General features: G+C 55.3%; 1 protein-coding gene. It reads left to right on the top strand.

The window, feature by feature from the left end; all coding sequences use genetic code 11:
• On the top strand, positions 1-385 hold a 385-nt coding region (locus EEB19_RS26680; RefSeq protein WP_187590323.1), incomplete at both ends, for a cbb3-type cytochrome c oxidase subunit I.

The raw sequence follows: 385 nt of genomic DNA, 5'->3' as shown, positions 1-385 counted from the left end.
CAACTCAACTTTGACCTGCCCTGGACCTCGTTTGGTCGTCTGCGGCCCCTGCACACCAATGCGGTTATTTTCGCCTTTGGTGGTAGCGCACTCTTTGCCACATCGTATTACGTGGTCCAGCGCACCTCGCAAGCGCGTCTGTTCTCTGATTCACTGGCCGCCTTTACCTTCTGGGGCTGGCAGGCCGTCATCGTACTGGCAGCCATTACCCTGCCGCTGGGTTTCACCACCAGCAAGGAATACGCCGAGCTGGAATGGCCGATCAGCATTCTGATTGCCGTGGTCTGGATCAGCTACGGCCTGGTGTTCTTCGGCACCATCATGAAACGCAAGATGAAGCATATTTATGTCGGCAACTGGTTCTTTGGTGCCTTCATCATTACCG

The sequence above is a fragment of the Gordonia sp. OPL2 genome (assembly GCF_003797825.1).
In the GTDB taxonomy this organism is placed as follows: Bacteria; Actinomycetota; Actinomycetes; order Mycobacteriales; family Mycobacteriaceae; genus Gordonia.
Note: the sequence above shows the minus strand (reverse complement) of the source record. Positions and strands in the feature narration are given on the sequence as shown.